The sequence below is a fragment of the Hoeflea sp. TYP-13 genome, from assembly GCF_040932035.1.
Classification (GTDB): domain Bacteria; phylum Pseudomonadota; class Alphaproteobacteria; order Rhizobiales; family Rhizobiaceae; genus Hoeflea_A.
Genome location: NZ_JBFRBB010000001.1, coordinates 1,069,326 through 1,089,090 on the forward strand (window position 1 = coordinate 1,069,326; position 19,765 = coordinate 1,089,090).

Annotated in this window: 18 protein-coding genes; 13 read left to right on the forward strand and 5 right to left on the reverse strand. The window is 58.6% G+C overall.

Annotation, left to right across the window (positions count from 1 at the left end; genetic code table 11):
• The first annotated feature begins 116 nt into the window (after window positions 1-116).
• The 8 genes from ABVT35_RS04965 (at window position 117) to ABVT35_RS05000 (ending at window position 7,752) form a co-directional block, all read left to right on the forward strand.
• Entirely contained in the window at window positions 117-1,853 is a 1,737-nt protein-coding gene (locus ABVT35_RS04965; protein ID WP_368465173.1) for an ABC transporter substrate-binding protein, read from the forward strand.
• 139 nt (window positions 1,854-1,992) lie between these two features.
• Window positions 1,993-3,057 carry an ABC transporter ATP-binding protein gene (locus tag ABVT35_RS04970; protein ID WP_368465174.1) on the forward strand — a complete coding sequence of 355 codons (1,065 nt, stop codon included), beginning with the start codon at window positions 1,993-1,995 and terminating at the stop codon, window positions 3,055-3,057.
• Between the two features lie 12 nt (window positions 3,058-3,069).
• Window positions 3,070-4,152: an ABC transporter ATP-binding protein gene (locus ABVT35_RS04975; RefSeq protein ID WP_368465175.1), complete on the forward strand. Its 1,083-nt coding sequence runs from the start codon at window positions 3,070-3,072 to the stop codon at window positions 4,150-4,152.
• Window positions 4,152-5,015 (forward strand): carbohydrate ABC transporter permease, encoded by an 864-nt coding sequence (locus ABVT35_RS04980; protein WP_368465176.1) that lies wholly within the window; start codon window positions 4,152-4,154, stop codon window positions 5,013-5,015. The genes ABVT35_RS04975 and ABVT35_RS04980 overlap by 1 nt, the downstream gene beginning before the upstream one ends.
• Window positions 5,016-5,026: 11 nt before the next feature.
• Window positions 5,027-5,824, forward strand: a complete 798-nt coding sequence (locus ABVT35_RS04985) for a carbohydrate ABC transporter permease (protein ID WP_368465177.1) — start codon at window positions 5,027-5,029, stop codon at window positions 5,822-5,824.
• Complete coding sequence (locus ABVT35_RS04990; protein WP_368466273.1) at window positions 5,821-6,102, forward strand: DUF2160 domain-containing protein; 282 nt, start codon at window positions 5,821-5,823, stop codon at window positions 6,100-6,102. The genes ABVT35_RS04985 and ABVT35_RS04990 overlap by 4 nt, the downstream gene beginning before the upstream one ends.
• A 125-nt stretch (window positions 6,103-6,227) precedes the next feature.
• Entirely contained in the window at window positions 6,228-6,623 is a 396-nt protein-coding gene (locus ABVT35_RS04995; protein WP_368465178.1) for a BlaI/MecI/CopY family transcriptional regulator, read from the forward strand.
• Window positions 6,610-7,752 (forward strand): M56 family metallopeptidase, encoded by a 1,143-nt coding sequence (locus ABVT35_RS05000; protein WP_368465179.1) that lies wholly within the window; start codon window positions 6,610-6,612, stop codon window positions 7,750-7,752. Before ABVT35_RS04995 ends, ABVT35_RS05000 begins: the two co-directional genes overlap by 14 nt.
• A gap of 50 nt (window positions 7,753-7,802) precedes the next feature.
• Here ABVT35_RS05000 and ABVT35_RS05005 read toward each other — a convergent pair whose 3' ends face one another.
• From ABVT35_RS05005 to ABVT35_RS05020, 4 genes are all read right to left on the reverse strand, one after another.
• Complete coding sequence (locus tag ABVT35_RS05005; RefSeq protein ID WP_368465180.1) at window positions 7,803-9,116, reverse strand: TRAP transporter large permease; 1,314 nt, start codon at window positions 9,114-9,116, stop codon at window positions 7,803-7,805.
• A gap of 10 nt (window positions 9,117-9,126) precedes the next feature.
• Window positions 9,127-9,633, reverse strand: a complete 507-nt coding sequence (locus tag ABVT35_RS05010; protein WP_368465181.1) for a TRAP transporter small permease — start codon at window positions 9,631-9,633, stop codon at window positions 9,127-9,129.
• A gap of 63 nt (window positions 9,634-9,696) precedes the next feature.
• Entirely contained in the window at window positions 9,697-10,719 is a 1,023-nt protein-coding gene (locus ABVT35_RS05015; RefSeq protein WP_368465182.1) for a TRAP transporter substrate-binding protein, read from the reverse strand.
• A gap of 133 nt (window positions 10,720-10,852) precedes the next feature.
• Entirely contained in the window at window positions 10,853-13,204 is a 2,352-nt protein-coding gene (locus ABVT35_RS05020) for a cytochrome P450/oxidoreductase (protein WP_368465183.1), read from the reverse strand.
• A 96-nt stretch (window positions 13,205-13,300) separates the two neighbouring features.
• Here ABVT35_RS05020 and ABVT35_RS05025 point away from each other — a divergent pair, with 96 nt between their 5' ends.
• Window positions 13,301-13,978, forward strand: a complete 678-nt coding sequence (locus ABVT35_RS05025; protein ID WP_368465184.1) for an IclR family transcriptional regulator — start codon at window positions 13,301-13,303, stop codon at window positions 13,976-13,978.
• A 12-nt stretch (window positions 13,979-13,990) separates the two neighbouring features.
• Here ABVT35_RS05025 and ABVT35_RS05030 read toward each other — a convergent pair whose 3' ends face one another.
• Window positions 13,991-14,494, reverse strand: coding sequence for a MarR family winged helix-turn-helix transcriptional regulator (locus ABVT35_RS05030; protein ID WP_368465185.1), 504 nt, complete (start codon window positions 14,492-14,494; stop codon window positions 13,991-13,993).
• A 227-nt stretch (window positions 14,495-14,721) separates the two neighbouring features.
• Here ABVT35_RS05030 and ABVT35_RS05035 point away from each other — a divergent pair, with 227 nt between their 5' ends.
• From ABVT35_RS05035 to ABVT35_RS05050, 4 genes are read left to right on the forward strand one after another with little or no spacing between them, the layout of a single operon-like run.
• Window positions 14,722-17,085, forward strand: coding sequence for a bifunctional salicylyl-CoA 5-hydroxylase/oxidoreductase (locus ABVT35_RS05035; protein ID WP_368465186.1), 2,364 nt, complete (start codon window positions 14,722-14,724; stop codon window positions 17,083-17,085).
• 4 nt (window positions 17,086-17,089) lie between these two features.
• A complete protein-coding gene (locus ABVT35_RS05040) occupies window positions 17,090-17,518 on the forward strand; it encodes an acyl-CoA thioesterase (protein WP_368465187.1) in 429 nt (142 codons plus the stop codon).
• A 38-nt stretch (window positions 17,519-17,556) separates the two neighbouring features.
• Window positions 17,557-19,101, forward strand: a complete 1,545-nt coding sequence (locus ABVT35_RS05045) for a class I adenylate-forming enzyme family protein (RefSeq protein ID WP_368465188.1) — start codon at window positions 17,557-17,559, stop codon at window positions 19,099-19,101.
• 31 nt (window positions 19,102-19,132) lie between these two features.
• Entirely contained in the window at window positions 19,133-19,702 is a 570-nt protein-coding gene (locus tag ABVT35_RS05050) for a carboxymuconolactone decarboxylase family protein (protein WP_368465189.1), read from the forward strand.
• Window positions 19,703-19,765 lie beyond the last annotated feature (63 nt).

Below are 19,765 nucleotides of genomic sequence, written 5' to 3' on the forward strand. Positions count from 1 at the left end.
GCGTTATAAAAAAGTCGCTCTTCTACTAAATTTTTAGTTTGACTTTTTGTCACTGTTGGCCAGAGAATTTGCGAGCCAGATTTTGCTGGTCGAAAGAAATCTCGGGAGGTGAAGAGATGCGTAAGTATCTGCTATCCGCAGTAGCAGTCGCGGCGGTGGTCGCGGGGACGTCAGCAGCACATGCAGACGCAGCTGCGGCAAAGAAATGGATTGATCAGGAATTTCAGCCCTCAGTGCTCAGCAAGGATGAGCAGATGGCCGAAATGGAATGGTTCATCGAGGCTGCCGAACCGTTCAAGGGCATGGAGATCAACGTTCTCTCCGAAGGCATCCCGACCCATTCCTACGAAAGCGAAGTGCTGACCAAGGCCTTCGAAGACATCACCGGCATCAAGGTGAACCACCAGATCCTTGGCGAGGGCGAAGTCGTCCAGGCCGTGCAGACCCAGATGCAGACCAAGCGGAACCTTTACGACGCCTATGTCAACGACTCCGATCTGATCGGCACGCATTCACGCCTGCAGCTTGCCTACAACCTTTCCGACTGGATGAAGGGCGAGGGTGCTGCTGTTACCAACCCCGGCCTCGACCTTGACGATTTCATGGGCACGCAGTTCACCACCGGCCCGGACGGTGATCTCTACCAGCTGCCTGATCAGCAGTTCGCCAACCTCTACTGGTTCCGCAAGGACTGGTTCGACCGCCCGGACCTGCAGGAAGCCTTCAAGGCCAAATACGGTTATGACCTTGGCGTTCCGGTAAACTGGTCTGCCTATGAGGATATCGCCGAGTTCTTTTCCAAGGACGTCAAGAACATCGATGGTGTCGATATCTTCGGCCACATGGACTACGGCAAGCGCGCACCGGACCTCGGCTGGCGCATGACCGACGCGTGGCTTTCCATGGCCGGCGCCGGCTCCAAGGGCGAGCCGAACGGTATCCCGATCGACGAATGGGGTATCCGCATGGAAGAGGGCACCTGTAACCCCGTCGGCGCATCTGTGTCACGCGGCGGCGCGGCAAACGGCCCTGCGGCAGTCTATGCGATCCGCAAGTGGGACGAATGGCTTCGCAACTATGCGCCTCCAGGAGCCGCCTCGTTCGACTTCTACCAGTCGCTGCCGGCGCTCAGCCAGGGCAATGTTGCCCAGCAGATATTCTGGTACACGGCCTTTACCGCCGACATGGTGAAGCCGAAATCGGAAGGCAACAACACGGTTGATGATGACGGTAATCCGTTGTGGCGCATGGCCCCGTCGCCGCACGGCCCCTACTGGGAAGACGGCCAGAAGGTCGGTTATCAGGACGTCGGTTCCTGGACGATCCTGAAATCGACGCCGGTTGATCGTGCCAAGGCTGCATGGCTCTACGCCCAGTTCGTGGTCTCCAAGACCGTCGATGTGAAGAAGTCCCATGTGGGTCTCACCTTCATCCGCGACAGCTCGGTCAACCACGAATCCTTTTCAGAGCGCGCTCCCAAGCTCGGCGGCCTGATCGAGTTCTACCGCTCGCCTGACCGTGTTGCCTGGTCGCCGACCGGCATCAACGTGCCCGACTATCCGAAGCTCGCCCAGATCTGGTGGCAGCAGATCGGCGATGTCAACTCCGGCGCCTTCACGCCGCAGGAGGCTATGGACCGGCTGGCCGAGGAGATGGACATCACCATGGCCCGCATGCAGGCCGCCGACGAGCAGGCCAATGTCTATGGCGGTTGCGGACCGCGCCTGAATGACGAGAAGGATGCGGCCTTCTGGTACGAAAATGGTGGCGCCAAGCCGCCGCTGGAGAATGAAAAGCCGCAGGGCAAGACGGTCAAATATGAAGACCTCGTCGCCCGCTGGGCTTCCCAGTAAGTATTCTCCCTGTCGTGCCCACATTTCCTCCGGGCCGACCTGGCCGGGACCCTTGGGTCCCGGCTTATTTCCAAAAGTGAATTTTCCGAACGGAAAGCGCCAGCGTGGATATCCGTCCACCGCCGAAAGATACGCGAATATGGCCCTTGAACTCAGAAACGTAACAAAGCGCGTCGGCCTCGACACCCATATCAAGGAAACGAACCTTCGTCTGGAGCCCGGGCAGTTCAATGTCCTGCTCGGCGAAACCGGAGCCGGAAAGACTTCGCTCATCAAGTTGATGGCCGGCCTTGACCGGGTGTCCTCCGGGCAGATCGTCATGGACGGCCGCGACGTCACGGACCTGACGACCCAGAAGCGCAATATCAGCCTGGTCCACCAGTTCTTCGTCAACTATCCGCATATGACGGTTTTCGACAACATCGCCTCGCCCCTGAAGATCGCCGGAATGGCGAAATCCGAAATTCAAGGGCGGGTAGAGGAAGCCGCCGATATACTGCAACTCCGCCCGATGCTGAATCGCCGGCCGAGCGAATTGTCGGGCGGTCAGCAGCAGCGCACCGCGCTTGCCCGCGCCATCGCCAAGGAAAGCAACGCGGTGTTTCTGGACGAGCCGCTCGCCAATCTCGATTACAAGCTGCGCGAGGAATTGCGCGACCAGTTGCCGGAACTCTTTGCCGGACGGGGCGCCGTCGTTGTCTATGCGACCTCGGAACCCGAGGAAGCCCTTCTGCTCGGCGGCTATACCTGCCTGATGGATGACGGCAGAGTCACGCAATTCGGCCGCACAGCTGAGATTTACCGAAATCCGCGGGATCTCGTGTCTGCCGAGGTGTTCTCCGATCCGCCGATCAACACCGCTCCCATTCAAAAGCATGGCAATGAGGCGCGGCTCAATGCCAATGTCAGGTGGACACTTGAAGGTGCCGCTGCTGCTCTCGCCGATGGAGACTACACCGTTGCGGTGCGTCCCAACCATGTCACGCCGGTCAAACGGTCCGGCAATCTCGTTCCGATGATGGGTACCGTTCAGGTAACCGAGCTCAGCGGATCGGAAAGCAGCGCTCACTTTCTGCTTGGCGATCGGAGCTGGGTGTCGCTGGCGCCGGGCGTGCATCCATACCACGTCGGAGAAGATCACCAGTTCTTCATGGATCCGTCCAAGTGCTTCTATTTCGCACCTGACGGCAAATTTGCAGCTTAAGAGGCGGATACAATGGCAAAGATCACACTGTCCAAGCTGCGGCACAGCTACTTTCCCGAACCCGCCGGACCGCAGGACTATGCGCTTAAAGAAATCGACCTCGATTGGGACGATGGCGGTGCCTATGCGCTGCTCGGCCCGTCCGGATGCGGGAAATCAACGCTCCTGAACATCATTTCCGGTCTGCTCGTCCCGTCGGAAGGAAACATCCTGTTCGACGACCGCGATGTCACCAGCCTGCCGCCGGCCGAGCGCAACATTGCCCAGGTGTTTCAGTTTCCGGTGATCTACGACACGATGACGGTGTTCGACAACCTCGCTTTTCCGCTGCGCAATCGTCGCGTGGGAGAAGAAAAGGTCAAAGCGCGCGTCAACGAGATCGCCGCCATGCTCGAAGTGACCGACATGCTGCAGACCCGTGCGTCAAATCTCTCTCCGGACAACAAGCAGAAGATTTCGATGGGGCGCGGTCTTGTGCGCGACGATGTCAATGTCGTCATGTTCGATGAACCGCTGACCGTCATCGATCCGCACCTGAAATGGAAGCTGCGCTCGAAACTCAAGGAACTGCACCAGCGTGTTCGGGCGACGATGATCTATGTCACCCATGACCAGACCGAGGCGCTGACATTTGCCGACCAGGTGGTGGTGATGCAGGAAGGTGAGATTGTCCAGATTGGAACACCCGTCGAACTGTTCGAGCGCCCGGCCCACACATTTGTCGGCCATTTCATCGGCTCGCCGGGCATGAATGTATTGCCCTGCGAAGTTCGCAGCGGCGGCGCATTTCTGAATGGTACGGCAATCGCTCTGGAGGGGGCGATCGGCACCAATGCAACGGGCGATACGCAGATCGGCATCCGCCCGGAATTCGTATCGCTCGGTAAAACCGGGCTTGAGGCAAAGGTCCGAAAGGTTGCCGATGTCGGCCGCCATAATGTCGTCGAGGCAATGGTTGGTGAAACGCGCGTCAACGCGATCGTCGAAGGCGCAGCACCCGCGCAGGGCGAAACCGTGCACCTGAATTTCCAGCCGGCCCAGACCCGCCTTTACAGCGACGGCTGGATCGCAACCGAGCCGGGGGAGGCAGCCTGATGAAAACCGAATATCAAAGAGCCTGGCTGTTCGTCACACCCGTCCTGCTGCTTGTCGCCTTCAATGCGCTCATTCCGATGATGACGGTGGTGAACTACTCCGTCCAGGAAACCTTCGGCGACAATCTGTTCTTCTGGCAGGGCCTCGACTGGTTCGAGAAACTGTTGAATTCGGACCGGTTCCATGCCGCCCTTGGCCGTCAGTTCCTGTTCACCGGCATCATCCTCGCAATCGAGGTTCCGCTCGGCGTCATCATCGCGCTGGCAATGCCGCGAAAGGGGTTCTGGGTGCCGGTGTGCCTGGTCACCATGGCGCTTCCGATGCTCATTCCGTGGAATGTTGTCGGCGCCATGTGGAACATCTTCACGCTGCCCGATATCGGCCTCCTCGGCTATTTCATGAACCATACGCTGGGTGTGAACTACAACATGACCCAGGATCCGCTGGCTGCCTGGGTCACCATCATTGTCATGGATGTCTGGCACTGGACGTCGCTTGTGGTGCTGCTGAGCTACGCGGGTCTGGTCTCCATTCCCGATGCCTATTACCAGGCCGCCAAGATCGATGGGGCGTCCAGCTGGTCGGTGTTCCGTTACATCCAGCTTCCCAAGATGAAACAGGTGCTGACCATCGCCATACTGCTGCGCTTCATGGACAGCTTCAACATCTACACCGAACCCTTCGTTCTGACCGGTGGCGGACCCGGCAACTCAACGACATTGCTGTCCATTGACCTCGTCAAGATCGCCCTCGGCCAGTTCGACCTCGGTCCGGCAGCCGCCATGTCGCTCATCTATTTCGCAATCACACTCCTGGTCTCGTGGCTCTTCTACACGCTGATGACCAGAAACGATGCCCGTTAAGGTAAGGACAGATGCAGAAAAGAAGCCTTATACCAATCATCTACATCCTTTTCCTGCTTTTGCCGATCTACTGGCTGGTGGCGATGAGCTTCAAGACGACGGGCGAGATCCTGTCCGGCTTCTCGCTGTTCCCGCAGACCTGGACCTTCGACAATTACCGGGTGATCTTCACCGATCCGACCTGGTACTGGGGCTACATCAATTCGATCATCTATGTGTCCCTCAATACGGTCATATCGGTTGTCGTTGCACTTCCCGCAGCTTACGCATTTTCCCGCTACAACTTTCTCGGCGGCAAGCAGCTCTTCTTCTGGCTTCTGACAAACCGGATGGCGCCTGCGGCCGTTTTCGCGTTGCCGTTTTTCCAGCTCTATTCCGCCGTCGGCCTGTTCGATACCCATCTGGCTGTGGCGCTCGCCCACTGCCTGTTCAACATTCCGCTGGCGGTATGGATTTTGGAAGGCTTCATGAGCGGCGTGCCCAAGGAACTCGATGAAACGGCCTATGTGGACGGCTATTCCTTTCCGCGGTTCTTCATCCGGATCTTTCTGCCGGCGATCAGTTCCGGCGTCGGAGTGGCGGCCTTCTTCTGCTTCATGTTTTCCTGGGTTGAATTGCTGCTGGCCAAGACGCTGACGGCCGTTGCCGCCAAGCCGATCGCCGCTACCATGACCAAAACCGCATCGAGTGCCGGTTATGAGCTGGGGCTTCTGGCCGCCGCCGGAACCCTGACGATCATTCCGGGTGCCATCGTCATCTACTTCGTCCGCAACTATATAGCCAAGGGCTTTGCCCTGGGGAGGGTCTGATGCTGAGCTGGATGGCATGGACATGGCCGACGGCCCTGGTCTTCATCGGAATCTTTATGGCCATGGGCGTATTGACGGTTCTGGAAATCCGTTACCCGGGAGGCGCGGAGCGCAAGGGCGTTTTTGGTCTTGTGACCACCCGCGGAGACCGGCTGTTCATCTCGCTGTTGGGAACCGTCTACATATTCCTCGCCTGGCTCGGCATCATGGGCATGCCGCTGTGGGCGCCGCTCGGGCTCAGCATCGCCTGGGGCGTGTTCTGTTTCTGGAAAGTGTGAGAATCGAGTGCCGCTTCGCGCGCCTCTCCCCGATAATCAATAGGGCGGAAAAATATGCCTTGGAAAAACGAAAGATTTAGTATTTAGTGGTGCGACGCGCGGTTTGTCTTGGGACGGGATGATTGATGAGACAAAAGAAGAAAGCTGAATTTCTGACTGAAGTCGAGCTTGAATTCATGACCCGTCTTTGGGAAATCGGCGAGGGGACCGTGCGTGATGTCCTGGCCAAACTGGCTCCGGGACGCGATCTGGCCTACACGTCAGCGGCGACGATTATGAGAATCCTTGAGCAAAAAGGATTCGTTACCAGCACCAAACAGGGCAAGACATTCGTCTACAGGGCGTTGCTCACCAAGGACGCCTATCAATCCCGATCCTTGAAGGACCTTTCCGAAAAACTGTTCGACAACACGCCGGCATCGCTCGTTGCCCGGTTGGTCGACGACAATGATCTTTCGAAGGATGCGCTGAACGAGATCCGTGAACTGCTCGATAGGAGGTTGAAAAATGATACCGACTAGCGCCGTTCTTGACGCCTATCTCAACTTTAACATCCTGCTCGCCTTTGTCTTCGGTCTGTGGCTCCTCGCGCGTTTTATTCTCAACCGGCTGGGCATGAAACATGCCTATGTTACCCAGTTGCGCCTGCTGAACGGCCTGTTTCTTGCCGTAGCGCTAAGCCCGGTTTTTGTTCTCTGTTTCGGCCTGATATCGAAAACAGGCGTGCTTTCACCGGATGTCCCGGTGACACTGTCCGACATTATCGTCGCCCAGTATTTGCAGGGCCGCTTTGAGATGAACCCGTCACAGTTGGAAGCGTTTCTCGGCCTTCGCAACAGCATGACCAGCGATCTGTTCAACCTCAACAACCAGCTTGGCATCATTGTTTCTGCTTTCCTGCTGTCCGGAATGTTGTTTTTTGCAGCGCGCCTGGCAATCAGCATCTACCGGCTGCACAGGATTATCGACAACAGCTATGTCTGGCGCCGCTTCGGTCGTCTTCATCTGTTGTTGTCGGATACCACCCGGGTACCGTTCTCCACGCGCACACTGCGCAAACGCTTCGTTGTCATTCCAACGAGCATGCTTGCCGACGGAGAGGACCTGAAGATCGCACTGGGTCACGAACTCCAGCATTTGCGCCAGTCGGACATTGAGTGGGAACTGGCGCTCGAGTTTTTGAAACCCGTCTTCTTCTGGAACCCGGTCTACTACATCTGGAAGCGTCAGGTTGAGCATCTGCGCGAACTGTCCTGCGATCAGCAGGTGATCGCCCGCAACCGCTATGATGTGGAAGCCTATTGCCGTTGCCTGCTGAGAGTTTGCCAGAACAGCCTGCGCCGTGACCATCTGTTCTCCGTATCGCTGCCCAAAGTTGCCCTCTTCAAGCCCGACCGTTCGCTGTTTGGCCGGACACCGGCAATCCTGCTGCGCCATCGGCTGGTTTCGCTGTTTGAAGGCAAGGTCGACAAGAACCGCAAATCGGCTCTTGTCTGCCTGATGATACCGCTGCTTGCTGTCGTCGGTGCCGCAACAGTCGCGATCCAGAAGCCCAATGACTGGAGCCAGGACAGGATCATGTTGTCGACCATCATCAATCTGGAACGCCTGGCAGAACGGAATGATGTCGTGCCAATGCTGAACCAGTAGGGCTGCGCTTCCACCATTCTGGCGTTTGGGCGGGCTTCGGCCCGCACAATTTACATTCTTCCGGGCAAAAACAGCGTGATTGCCGGAATCAGTACGAGGAGCGCCAGGCGGAAAATGTCGGCGACCCAGAACGGCGTGACGCCCCTGAATATGGTCGCTGTGGTTACGTCGCCAACGACGCCCTTCAATATGAAGACGTTGAGGCCGACCGGCGGCGTGATCAGGCTGATTTCCGTGACGACCACGACAATGATGCCGAACCAGACCGGGTCATAGCCAAGCGACATGACCAGCGGGAAGAAGATCGGCACCGTCAGGAGCAGCATGGAGAGGCTCTCGAAAACGCAGCCGAGGATAATGTAGATCGCCAGGATCATCGCCATGACCATGAAGGGCGAAACGGCGTTGACCGTCACGATCTCGATCAGCGCTTCCGGCAGACCTGCCAGGTTGACGAAATTGGAAAAGATCTGTGCGCCGATCAGCACCGCGAAGAGCGCCGCGGCTGTGGATGCGGTTTCTTTCAATACGCCAAGCGTAGCCCGGAAGCTTAGATTGCCCCGGGAAAGTGCGATCAGGAATGCGCCCATTGCACCCATGCCGGCTGCTTCAGTCGGTGAGAAGGTCAGATGGATCGGGTAGAAATCCAGCGCACCGTAGAGCCCGCCGATCACCAGGAAAAACAGCACCAGCACCGCCCACACGCCCTTGACCGCGCGCAGGCGCTCGCGCCAGTGCACGCGTCCGGCCGCAGGGCCGGCTTCCGGATTCCTGTGAACCGTCCAGCGCACAGCGAAGAGATAGAACAGAATGCCAAGCAGGCCCGGAATGACGCCGGCGATGAACAGTTTGCCAATCGAGGTTTCGGTCAGAAGGCCATAGATCACCAGGATCACCGAAGGCGGGATCAGGATGCCGAGCGTTCCGCCGGCGGCAATCGAAGCCGTGGAGAGTTCGTCCGAATAGCCGAAACGGCGCATTTCCGGCATCGCCACTTTCGACATGGTTGCGGCTGTCGCCAGCGACGAGCCGCATATCGCAGAAAAACCGCCGCAGGCGACGACCGTCGCCATTGCCAGCCCGCCGCGCATGTGGCCGAGAAAGGCGTGGGACACGACGTAGAGCTCTCGGCTGAGGCCGCCTTTGCTGACGAACAACCCCATCAGGATGAACAGCGGAACGACGGACAGTCCATAGTCCTGGGCCGTGTCCATGATCTGGCGTCCGACCATCGACATGGCGCCGTTAAAGCCGCGTATGTGGATATAGCCGAGCGTGCCAACGAGGCCCATGGCAAAGACGATGGGCATACGGATGAGAACGAGAATGAGGACTGCGGCAAAACCAAATAGGGCGAGTGTCATGGGAGATCTTTTAGATTTGCGATGTGTCTATGAGCGATGGCTTGAAGAGGACAATCAGACCTTTGACCACCAGCACCAGGGCGGTGAGCGCCGTCGCGGCGGCAATAAACCAGCCGATCAGATATTGCGGTATCGCCAGATACTCGGTGACGTCGCCATAAGAGCGCGCGCGTTCGGCCAGAACCCATACCCTGTTGGTCGGCCACCAAAGCATCAGACCGCTGACAAGCGTAATGATCCCGTCGCGAAGGCGGGTTAGGCGGTATCGGTCAAACAGGCCGTCGGCAAGATCGACTGCAATGTGCTCGGATCTGCCCGAAATCACGGGCATGACTGAAAACACCAGAATGGCCATCAGTATCCTGGTCAATTCGGTTGCTGCTTCGATTGGAGCGTTGAATGCAGAACGCAGAACCACGTCGCAAAATGTCATGATCATCAGGACAAAAAGCGCTGCGGAGGCCAGGTATATGGGCGCATCGGACAAGCGCCTTGCCACCGTCTCAAGTGGTTTCATGGCATAGCCTTGCTTTGGCAGGGGAGGCGGGTGCTGACGCACCCGCCGGTTTCTTGATGTGGGTTAGTTTGCGGCCATTTCCGCCTTGACGGCTTCGTGTGCGGCCTTGGCGTCGACGCCCTTGTCGGAAAGTTCCGTCAGAACCTTGTCGATCACTTGTGCCTGGATGGCACCATAGGCTTCACGGTCCGCGTCCGAAGCCGCGTTGATCGTGTTGCCTTCAGCAGCGACCGTCGCCTCGCGTCCGGCTGCATCGATCTCGTCCCAGATCGCGCCGAGTTCGCGGCTCAGCCGCTCGCCGAACACCTTTTCCTCCAGCGCGGCCTGCAGGTCGGCCGGAAGATCGGCGAAGGCGTCTTCATTCATGATGTATGCGAATGAACCGCGATAAAGGCCGCCCGGCAGTTCATATACGTTCGGAGCGACTTCCGTCAGCTTGAAGCCTTTGCGGCTTTCGAACGGCATGACGACACCGTCGGCAGCGCCCGAGGCCAGTGTCTCGTAAACCTTGGGTGCCGGCACCTTGATGCCTGTTGCACCGAGCGCCGCGCCCACATCGCCGCCGACACCGCCGGGGATACGAACCTTCAGGCCGCTGATCTCATCGAGCGACGATACCGGTTCGGCGCTGTGAAGCTGAGCCGGGCCGTGCGTGTGCAGGGCGATCAGTTTGACGCCGCGATGCTCATCGAGATCGGCAAGATATTTGTCATGAACGCGCCAGTAGGCGACCGAAGCCTGCTCGGCATTGCCTTCATAACCCGGCAGTTCGATCAGCTTGGTGCCTGTGAAGCGGCCTGCCTGATAGCCGTGAAATATGATCGACAGATCGGCTGCGCCATCCATGACGAGATCCATCTGTGCGGGCGGCGGCGCAAGACCGAATTTCAGCTCAGCCGTCACCTTGCCGTCGGTCGCTTCTTCAATCATTTCAACGAATTTAGGCCACATCTTCGAGTTGATTCCGTGCGTCGGCGGAGCCCAGCTCGAGATCGTCAGCGTATGGTCCGCCGCAAATGCCACCGCGCCGGAAAGGGCAACGGTTGCTGCTGTGGCAAGTGCCAGAATTTTTGAAAGTTTGATCATGTTTTCCTCCTTCTGCGAGCCTATTCATAAAATTGACCGAACGTTCGGTCAAGTAATTCAATGCATTTGTGCGTGTGACGTTGTGGCGCGCTGCACGACAGGACCCGCACTTCGGCACCGAATTTGCGTCTTGCTACAGTGCCAGTGTGACCTTGCTTCCCTTTGCGCGTGAGCAGCAGGTCATCAGGCGATTATTTGCATTGCGTTCCGACATGCTCAGCACCTTGTCGCGATGATCGATATCGCCATCGAGAACCGCAACCTCGCAGGATCCGCAAAGACCCTCCTGGCAGTCGCAGGGCACATCGATGCCCGCCGCCTGAAGGGTCTGCAGAAGCGTTTGATCGGCGGGGACTGTGACCGTCAGACCGGAATCGCGCAACTCCGCTTCGAAAGCGTGTTCCTTGTCCGGGTCGAGTGCTGAATCGACGGCGGAAAAATGCTCAATGTGGAGTGTGTTTTCCGGCCAGTCATCTGCCATTTGCTGCAATTGATCCAGCATACGCTCAGGCCCGCACGCATAGACTTGCGTTGCATTGTCGAGGCCGTCAAGCAGATGAACCATATCCATCCGTTTGCCGTCGGCCTTCGCATAGAGGCTGAGAAAATCGCCGTGGTCCTGTTGCAGCCGCTTGATGAATGACATCGACGCCGTCGCGCGCCCGGCATAATGGAGCTCGTATGGTTTGCCGAGCACCTTCAACCGGTCCGCCTTGGCTAGGATCGGCGTGATACCGATGCCGCCGGCGATCAGGATATAGCGTCCGGCCGTCTCATCGAGGCGGAAATGGTTTTTGGGGCCGCGCATTTTGATAGTCGCGCCGGTCTTCACGCTCTCATGGATATGAACAGAGCCGCCGCGGCCGTCGTCTTCGCGCAGGACCGCCACCTGATAGCATGACCGGTCGTCGGCATCACCGCAGAGCGAATATTTGCGCTCGTAGTCGCCAACGAGGAGATCGACATGCGATCCGGGGCTCCAGCGCGGCAGCTTGCGTCCACGGGCATCCTTGAGGACAAGCCGTATGACGCCATCGGCTTCCGGCTTGATTTCGGCGACCGTGATCTGCCGTGCAATATCCGCTTTTGACGGTGCGCCGATGCTGTAGGTGCGGCGTCGGTCCAGGATCTCCGGGTTCATGCGTTCCGGGTTCTTCGCCGGATCCCATTCAACCCAAAGATTGTGCGGTCCACGAAAGGATGTATTGGGCAGATAGACGAATTCCTGATCGGCCGCGAGCTTCATATGCGGCAGACGGCGGGTGAATTCCTCGAGGAATATCCGCATTTCCATACGCGCGAGGTTCTTGCCGAGACACTGATGGCTGCCGTAGCCGAATGTCAGGTGATCCGTCGTGTTGTCGCGGTAAATGTCCAGCTCGTCCGGATTTTCGAAATGGCGCTGATCGTGATTTGCCGATGTCATGACGATAAGCAGCTTCGAGCCCTCGGGGATCGGAACGCCGCCAACCGACGTGTCCCCGGTCGCGATACGCCGCCAGGCGACAATGCTTCCCGAGGCGCGCAGGCATTCTTCGACTGTGTTGGGTATAAGGGTAGGGTTCTCACAGACCTCTTCCCAGACATCCGGGTTTGAGAGCAGCAGGCGCATGGCGTTTGCCATGGCATGCGCAGTCGTTTCGTGCGCCGCCACAAGGCCCGCCATCATCATGGAGTGGAGATAGGAGTCGGTAACGACATCCGGCAGTTCCTGCTGCCGTCGGATGGAAAAGCGCATCCATCCGTGGCCTGACGGATCGGCGCGCATCTTTTCAATGACCTTGCCGGAATACTGCCAGAACCTGCCGACGGATTCTGCAACAGCCACCTGTTCTTCCTGTGAGGGCCGTCCCCAGGTGTTGACGGTGTGAGCGACTGAGAACGCCTTGAGCGGCGCCATATCCTCTTCCGGCACGCCGAGGAAATGCAACGCCACGGTCAGTGGGATTTCGTAGAGCATTTCGTCGACGAGGTCGGCCTTGCCCTTGTCTATGAAACGGTCGATGAATTCGGATGTCAGCCGGCGCACCATCGGCTCGTGATTGGCGAGCTCGGCCGGCTCGAACGAGTGCATAAGAGCACGCCGGCGTGCCATATGCTCCGGTTCGTCCTCGTTCACAAGCGTGCGGTTCATGCCGTAGTCGTAGCGCTTGAGCGTATCCTGCGCTTCCTGCGAAACCGGCGTGATCTTTTCGAGCGCGATCGCCGGCGAGAACACCAGATTGTCGCGGAAAACCGCCTTCACATCGTCATAGCGCGTGACCACCCAATAGCCGAGCTTCGGACTGTAGAAGACAGGTTCCTGTTCACGGGACCAGCGCAGGGCTTCGGCGGGGTCGACCTGATACGGCCCCTCGAATGGATCGAATTCAGCGGCCCGCACGGAGACCGGGCAACCATTCGGCGCTGTCAGGTCGTGCGGAAACGGACACCCGTCGGCGATTGAAGCCGCGGCCCTGTCGTCACGTTCGCCTGTGTTCGTCATGCCAATTCCCTCAGTATTTACTTTTATCGCACAAAATGTACCTTATAATGCACACAAGCAAATGAAGCGGACCAAGTCAAGAAACCGGAAATCCCGATGGCGACACTTCAGACTTTGGACAGAGGCATCAGCGCTCTGCAGATTATCGCAGCCCGCAGGGACGGTGTCGGGGTTGCGACCCTGGCCGAGGAACTCGGCGTGGATCGCGCGATCGCCTACCGCATTGCCGCGACGCTTGAAGAGCGTGCCCTCATATCCCGTACTGCCGGGGGGCGCTTGATTTTGGGCGTGGGGGTGCTGGAGCTTGCCACGCAATTCGGGCCGCAACTGCGCATTATTGCACAGCCCATCCTTTCAGACCTTGCCCGCCGCACAAGCGCAACGGCCTTCATCTCAGTCGCCAGTGGCGAGGAATGCGCGGCTCTTTCGGTTGCCGAGCCGGATGAGGGATTACTGCGTGTCGGCTATCGGGTTGGAAGCCGTCATCCGATCGACCGCGGCGCGGCGGGCATTGCAATCCTTGCCGGCAGGAAAGAACTGCCCGATGACAGCGATGCGGTGAAGGAAAGCCGCCGGCTGGGATTCAGCGTTACGCGCGGTGAATTGCAGCCGGGTGCAGTTGGCGTTGCCAGCCCGATTCTTCCCGACGGCCGTCAGGTCGCGAGCTTCGAAGCGTCGGTCGGTGTCGTCGCGATGGAGGATCTTGACGTAGACACGGCGTCGGTCGCGGTCGTGGCCTGCGCGAAGGAACTCGCCTCGTTCGTGAACCGGTAAGGCCCGCTCGCGTCAGTCGCAGATATCCGCAATGGAACCGAGTTCGTCATGCAGCCGGTCGAGTGTTTCGTCGTCGATGGCGGCAAAGGCGCCGGCCACCCAGTGAGCATTGGCCTGCGCCATCTCGTCAAAGCGGGCAAGCCCTTTGTCTGTTAGTCGTATGAGATACCGGCGGCGGTCGTTCGGATCGGCGACACGCAGGACGAGGCCATCGGCTTCCATCCGGTCGAGCAGCGAGGATATGTTGCCCGAAGGGGCAAGAAGGCTGGCGCCGAGATCGCCCACCGACAGGCAATTGTCCGGTGCCCGATAAAGCTGGGAGAGAACGTCGAAGCGTACGAACCGCACTCCGAAGGTCTTCTGCATCTGAGCGCTGACGTCGGATTCGATGCGCCGGGATGTTCGCACCAGCCGCAGCCAAAGCCGCAATACGCGTCGTTCGCGTTCGCTGTAGCTTTCTTCAACCATTGAACCTTTTGCAGGTCCGGCCGGGATGGTTTGCGCGTCCTTGTCCATGCGACCGGGATATCATCAGGCGCAGACGGTGCCAATCCGTTTGTGCCTGGTCGGCATGTGAAGAGGACTTCTTTTCCCGGTTATTCAGCGCGTTCGGCACCGTGTCCGGCTCGGACTTTGATCTCCCTGCTCAAAAAGCTGTTGCATTTATCTTATATATGAAATATTAATATATAAAATAAATTTAGGCGCGTCGAGTCGAGATGCGTTTCGATAGGGAGTGCATCATGAAGATCACGGTAGTGGGCGGCGGTCCTGGCGGTCTCTATTTCGCGTTGCTGACAAAGAAGCAGCGCCCCGATTGGACCATCGAAGTTTTCGAGCAGAACCGGGACGACGACACGTTCGGTTTCGGCGTGGTTTTCTCCGACGACACACTCGATGAATTTCTTTCCCGCGACCCCGAGACCTACGAGAAAATCCGCGATCACTTTGCCTATTGGGATGATATCGCCATCCATTTCAAGGGTGAGGAGGTGCGCTGCGCCGGCAACGGGTTTTGCGGAACGTCACGCTTCACCCTGCTCAGAATTCTGCACGAACGCTGCGAGGAACTGGGCGTTGTTCTGAATTTCTCGGATCGCATTGAGCCGGCGGAACTCGGTGTCCGTTTCGCCGATTCCGACATCATCGTCGCTTCCGACGGGATCAATTCAGCCATACGCGATCATTTCGCTGACGCTTTCCAGCCAAGCATAACGATCAAATCGAACCGTTTCTGCTGGATGGGTTCGACCCGGCCCATGGACGAATTCAACTATTTCTTCCGCATGACCGAGCACGGCATCATCTGCGCCCACACCTACCAGTACCAAGCCGACGCCTCGACCTGGGTCTTCGAAATGGACGAGGCCTGCTGGCAGGGTCATGGCTTCGAGGAGTTCGATGAGGAAGGTTCGAAAGTAAAGCTCGAAGCAATATTCGCCGACGAACTGCAGGGCCACGGCCTGCTGTTGAATCGCTCCAACTGGCGCAAGTTCCCGCGCATATTCTGCGAAAAATGGTATCACGAGAACATTGTCATCCTTGGCGATGCCAAGGCGTCTGCGCACTTTTCCATCGGCTCCGGCACCAAGCTCGCCATGGAATGCGGTATCGCCCTTTCCGATGCGGTGCTCGAGCACGGCGAACAGTCTGTGGAAGTGGCCTTCAAGGCCTATGACGATGAGCGCCGCACCCCTTGCCAGATCATCCAGCACAATGCCGACGTGTCGCTTGCATGGTTCGAACATATGGGCCGCTCCTGGGACATGGACCCGATGCAGTTTTCCATGGTCGTTATGTGCCGGGCAAAATCCATTACCTATGACAACCTCATTTTGCGCGATCCGTCCTATGTCGAGGCTGTCGATACCGCCTGGTACGAACGCTACTACCGTGAGACCGGCATCGATGTGCGTAGGTCGCGTCCGACGCCGATGTTTACGCCGTTCAGGCTGCGCGAACTGGAGATCCCGAACCGCGTGGTCATGTCACCGATGGCGCAATATTCCGCTGACGAGAACGGCGACCTGACCGACTGGCATTTTGTCCACTACACCTCCCACGCGCTCGGCGGCATGGGCATGATCTATTGCGAAATGACATGCCCGTCGCCGGACGCGCGCATCACGCTTGGATGCCCCGGAATGTGGACCGACGATCACGAGGCCCAGTGGAAACGGATTGTCGATTTCGTCCATGCCAATTCCGACACCAAATTCTGCATGCAGCTGGGGCATTCCGGCCGCAAGGGCTCGACCCAGCTCGGCTGGGAGAAGATGGACTACCCGATTGCCGACGCCGACAAGAACTGGCCGCTCCTTTCGGCATCGCCGATCCCGTATTTCGAAGGCATTAGCCAGGTTCCGCAGGAGCTGGACCGGGCTGGCATGGACCGTATCCGCGACGATTTCGTTCAAGGCGCGGAACGGGCCGCGCGTGCCGGTTTTGACATGCTCGAACTGCATTGCGCTCACGGCTATCTTTTTGGCTCGTTCCTGTCGCCTCTCACCAACCGGCGTACCGACGCATATGGCGGCTCGGTTGAAAACCGGCTGCGCTTTCCGCTTGAGATATTCGAGGCAATGCGCGCCGTCTGGCCGCAGGAAAAGCCGATGTCCGTGCGTGTCTCGGCGACCGACTGGAAGGAGGGCGGCCTGAGCGAAGAAGATCTGTTCGCAATCGCCAATGCCTTCCACGACGCCGGCTGCGACCTGATCGACGTATCCGCCGGCCAGACGGTGCCGGATCAACAGCCCGTATACGGGCGCATGTTCCAGGCGCAGTTTGCAGAAGCCGTGCGCAACGTGCCGAAGATCGCCACCATGGCGGTGGGCAACATCACCGAGGCGGCGCAGGTCAATACGATCCTTCACACACGGCGCGCCGATCTGGTCGCGCTCGCCCGTCCGCATCTGTGGGATCCGTATTTTACAAGACGCGCCGCCGCGACCTATGGCGCAGAGGTCGGTCACTGGCCGCCGCAATATCTAACGGGCCGCGATCAGGCCTACCGCGAGCAGGCAAAGGCACGCGAAAGCGCGCTTGAACTGCAGCGCAAAGCGCGTCCCAGCCAGCACGTCAAACCCGTGGCGCTGGCGGCGGAGTAGACACATGGCTGGTGTTTTCACAGTCACGCGGGTTTTGCGGTTTGCCGATTGCGATCCGGCAGGCATCGCTTTTTATCCGCGGCTGCTGGAACACGTGAACAATCTGGTGGAGGATTGGTTTGCAGGACCGCTGGAATGCTCGTTCCACGACCTGCATTTCAAGCGCAATAAAGGCCTGCCCACCGTCACGGTGAATGTGAACTTCCTGCGCCCGGCAGAGCTCGGTGACGAGATCGACTGGAGCCTGAGCGTCAAGGCGCTGAACCGGTCGTCAATGACCCTGTCGGTCCGTGCGAAACGCCCTGACGGGGAGGAACTGCTGCATGCCGAGCCGACACTCGTGCACAGCGATTTTACCCGCGACCCGCCAAGATCGGAGCCGTTTCCGGACGAACTGAGAGAAAAAATCGAGACCTACCAAGACCCGCAATAATGGGCGACGCCGCGATATGCGGCGACAAGGTGAGGGATATGGAACGCAAAAAGGACACTCTGTGGAGCTGGCTCGAGCTCCATGCGCAAACGTCACCGGACACGCCGGCCATCATCGGCCCGGGCGGTTCGACGGGCTACGGCGAACTGGCGAACAAGGTCCGGTCCGTTGCGGGCGGTTTGCAGGCCTTGGGGCTGAAAAAGGGCGATGTGGTAGCCGTCCAGATTCCCAATATCGAAGCCTATGTCGTGGCGTTTCTTGCCATAACCGCTTGCGGTGGCATCGTGCAGACATTGCACATGCCCTACAGACAGGCGGAACTGCGGCACCTCCTTGAACACAGCGGCGCGCGCATGGCAATCGGGCTGTCCGTCTTCAAGGATATGTCTCCCGCCGCCGAGATGCACGCCATGAGCGCCGAGTTGCCGGCTCTGCGGCAGGTGATCGCCGTCGGCGAACCTGTGGAAGGCACACACGCATTCGCGGACCTGATGTCGGGCGATGCCAATGGCACTTTGCCGGAGCTCTCGCCGGACGATCCATTCCTGCTGCTCTATACATCCGGAACGACGGCAAGCCCCAAGGGCGTGCCGCACTCCTATCGCGGATTTCTCGGCAATGCGGCGCGTTCGGCCGAGCAGCTTGGCATTACCGCCGATGAAAAGATGCTGTCGGTAGCGCCCTATACGCATCTTTACGGTTTGTTCGTCATGCATATGTGCCTCGCCACCGGCGCTGCGCAGGCTCTGTTGCCGGTTTTTGATCCGAAAAGCTTCCTGCCCACCCTGGCGGAAGTGAAACCGGGCGGGATATTTGCCGCGCCCGCACATTTCGCGCCCTTCTGTGCAGCCGGCCTGCTAAAGGCCGAACACCTCGCCCATACGCGTTTTACCTGTCTTTCCGGCTCCACCGTACCGCCGGCGCTCGCCGAGCAGGTCGACGATCTTATGGAGCAGGGCAGCGTCATCCAGCTCTGGGGCATGAGCGAATTGCAGGCCGGCGCGTTCGGCCGTCCTGACGATCCGAAACAGACGCGCCTGACCTCCGCCGGGCGTGCCTCTGAGGCAACCGAACTACGGACGGTCGACACGGAGGGCCAGGTTCTCGACGCCGGCGAAGAGGGTGAGTTGCAGGTCAGGGGGGCGTCGGTTTTTGCCGGATACCTCAATAACCAGGCCGAAACAGACGCCGCATTCACCGATGGCGGCTGGTTCAGAACCGGCGATCTGGCGGTGCTCGACGCCAATGGCTTCTTGACCCTGACCGGACGTGTCAAGGAAGTGATCAACCGCGGCGGTGTCAAATACAACCCTATAGACATCGAGGCGCTGCTTATGGGGCATGAAGCCATCGAAGCCTGCGCCATCGTTCCCTATCCCGACCCCGATCTTGGTGAAAGAGCCTGTCTTTGCGTGCAGATTTGCGAAGGCAATGAACTGACGCTGGAAGACGTCACTGCTCTGCTCGAAGAACAGGGCATTGCCAAATACAAATGGCCCGAACGGCTCGAATTCGTTGAGGCCATGCCGTTGACGCCGACCCGGAAAATCATGCGCGGCAAGCTCAAACAATTGCTTGCCTGACACAAAACCCCGAATGATCCGAGGAAAGAACATGACGGAATTTACGCTCTACACCCCCGAAAACGCGCCCGGCAAATCCGGCGAACTGCTCGACGGGGCGCTCAAGAAGATGGGATTTCTGCCCAATCTCTACGCCAAGCTCGCCGAATCCGACACCGCGCTCGAAGCCTATTTCTCGCTATCGTCCCTGGTGTCGAAAACCAGCTTCTCGCCGGCCGAACAGCAGCTCATTCTTTTAGCGGCAAGCGTCGAAAACGAGTGCAATTACTGCGTGGCCGCACACTCGTCCGGTGCGCGTATGGCAAAGCTCGACAAGGACGTCATCGAAGCGGTGCGTACCGGAAACCCGATTGCGGACGAGCGGCTTGAAGCACTGCGCAAATTCACCGAAGCACTGGTTATCACACGCGGCCATGCCAAGGGCGAAATGGAAGCCTTCATTGCCGCCGGATTTGACCGCAAGAACGTTATGGAAGTGGTTTTGTGCGTCTCCATGAAGACGCTCTCCAACTATTCGAACCACCTGATTGATACACCCCTCGATGCAGCCCTGCAGCGCATGGAGTGGACCGGAAAAAGCGAACTGCAACAAACGGGCTAACCGGGGCCAGGGATACTCGCAACAGGGCCGGACAACGGCCGGAATGAAAATCATAGGGAGGAA

What these genes read in the sequence shown, in the direction of transcription:
- ABVT35_RS04995 (WP_368465178.1), top strand. Translation starts at nt 6,228, where the DNA reads ATGAGACAAAAGAAGAAAGCTGAATTTCTGACTGAAGTCGAGCTTGAA.
- ABVT35_RS05010 (WP_368465181.1), bottom strand. Translation starts at nt 9,633, where the DNA reads ATGAAACCACTTGAGACGGTGGCAAGGCGCTTGTCCGATGCGCCCATA.
- ABVT35_RS05000 (WP_368465179.1), top strand. Translation starts at nt 6,610, where the DNA reads ATGATACCGACTAGCGCCGTTCTTGACGCCTATCTCAACTTTAACATC.
- ABVT35_RS04975 (WP_368465175.1), top strand. Translation starts at nt 3,070, where the DNA reads ATGGCAAAGATCACACTGTCCAAGCTGCGGCACAGCTACTTTCCCGAA.
- ABVT35_RS05040 (WP_368465187.1), top strand. Translation starts at nt 17,090, where the DNA reads ATGGCTGGTGTTTTCACAGTCACGCGGGTTTTGCGGTTTGCCGATTGC.
- ABVT35_RS05045 (WP_368465188.1), top strand. Translation starts at nt 17,557, where the DNA reads ATGGAACGCAAAAAGGACACTCTGTGGAGCTGGCTCGAGCTCCATGCG.
- ABVT35_RS04980 (WP_368465176.1), top strand. Translation starts at nt 4,152, where the DNA reads ATGAAAACCGAATATCAAAGAGCCTGGCTGTTCGTCACACCCGTCCTG.
- ABVT35_RS05005 (WP_368465180.1), bottom strand. Translation starts at nt 9,116, where the DNA reads ATGACACTCGCCCTATTTGGTTTTGCCGCAGTCCTCATTCTCGTTCTC.
- ABVT35_RS04985 (WP_368465177.1), top strand. Translation starts at nt 5,027, where the DNA reads ATGCAGAAAAGAAGCCTTATACCAATCATCTACATCCTTTTCCTGCTT.
- ABVT35_RS05020 (WP_368465183.1), bottom strand. Translation starts at nt 13,204, where the DNA reads ATGACGAACACAGGCGAACGTGACGACAGGGCCGCGGCTTCAATCGCC.
- ABVT35_RS04965 (WP_368465173.1), top strand. Translation starts at nt 117, where the DNA reads ATGCGTAAGTATCTGCTATCCGCAGTAGCAGTCGCGGCGGTGGTCGCG.
- ABVT35_RS05025 (WP_368465184.1), top strand. Translation starts at nt 13,301, where the DNA reads ATGGCGACACTTCAGACTTTGGACAGAGGCATCAGCGCTCTGCAGATT.
- ABVT35_RS04970 (WP_368465174.1), top strand. Translation starts at nt 1,993, where the DNA reads ATGGCCCTTGAACTCAGAAACGTAACAAAGCGCGTCGGCCTCGACACC.
- ABVT35_RS05050 (WP_368465189.1), top strand. Translation starts at nt 19,133, where the DNA reads ATGACGGAATTTACGCTCTACACCCCCGAAAACGCGCCCGGCAAATCC.
- ABVT35_RS05035 (WP_368465186.1), top strand. Translation starts at nt 14,722, where the DNA reads ATGAAGATCACGGTAGTGGGCGGCGGTCCTGGCGGTCTCTATTTCGCG.
- ABVT35_RS05015 (WP_368465182.1), bottom strand. Translation starts at nt 10,719, where the DNA reads ATGATCAAACTTTCAAAAATTCTGGCACTTGCCACAGCAGCAACCGTT.
- ABVT35_RS05030 (WP_368465185.1), bottom strand. Translation starts at nt 14,494, where the DNA reads ATGGACAAGGACGCGCAAACCATCCCGGCCGGACCTGCAAAAGGTTCA.